Source organism: Chryseobacterium sp. SIMBA_029, from assembly GCF_046535275.1.
GTDB lineage: Bacteria > Bacteroidota > Bacteroidia > Flavobacteriales > Weeksellaceae > Chryseobacterium.
The window spans coordinates 1-277 of sequence record NZ_JAWRXA010000237.1 but is presented as its reverse complement, the minus strand read 5'-3'; the positions used below and the strand labels follow the sequence as shown (position 1 = coordinate 277).

Below are 277 nucleotides of genomic sequence, written 5' to 3'. Positions count from 1 at the left end.
GCACCCATTCCCAGGCCGAATACCAGCATCCCGGTCAGGATCTCCCAAAGCGCAGTGTGGGCAAACCAGAGCTGCATTCCGGCGGCTGCCATAATGCCTGCGCCGATCGGCAGCAAAGTCGCCAACGGAATCCTGCGCGCCAAACGGCGCACCATACGATTCGCGAGGAAGCTTCCAACCGACAGCGGAAGCATCACAAAACCGGCCCAGAACACGGGCAAGGCGATGCCGTAGCCGGTTGAAGTCGGGGCTTGGGCCACGAGGCTGGAGATTGATA

At 61.4% G+C, this 277-nt stretch carries 1 protein-coding gene; it reads right to left on the bottom strand.

Annotated elements, in window-relative coordinates:
- Positions 1-277 (bottom strand): hypothetical protein (locus SB679_RS23965; protein ID WP_410704743.1); only part of this gene is annotated, 277 nt, incomplete at both ends.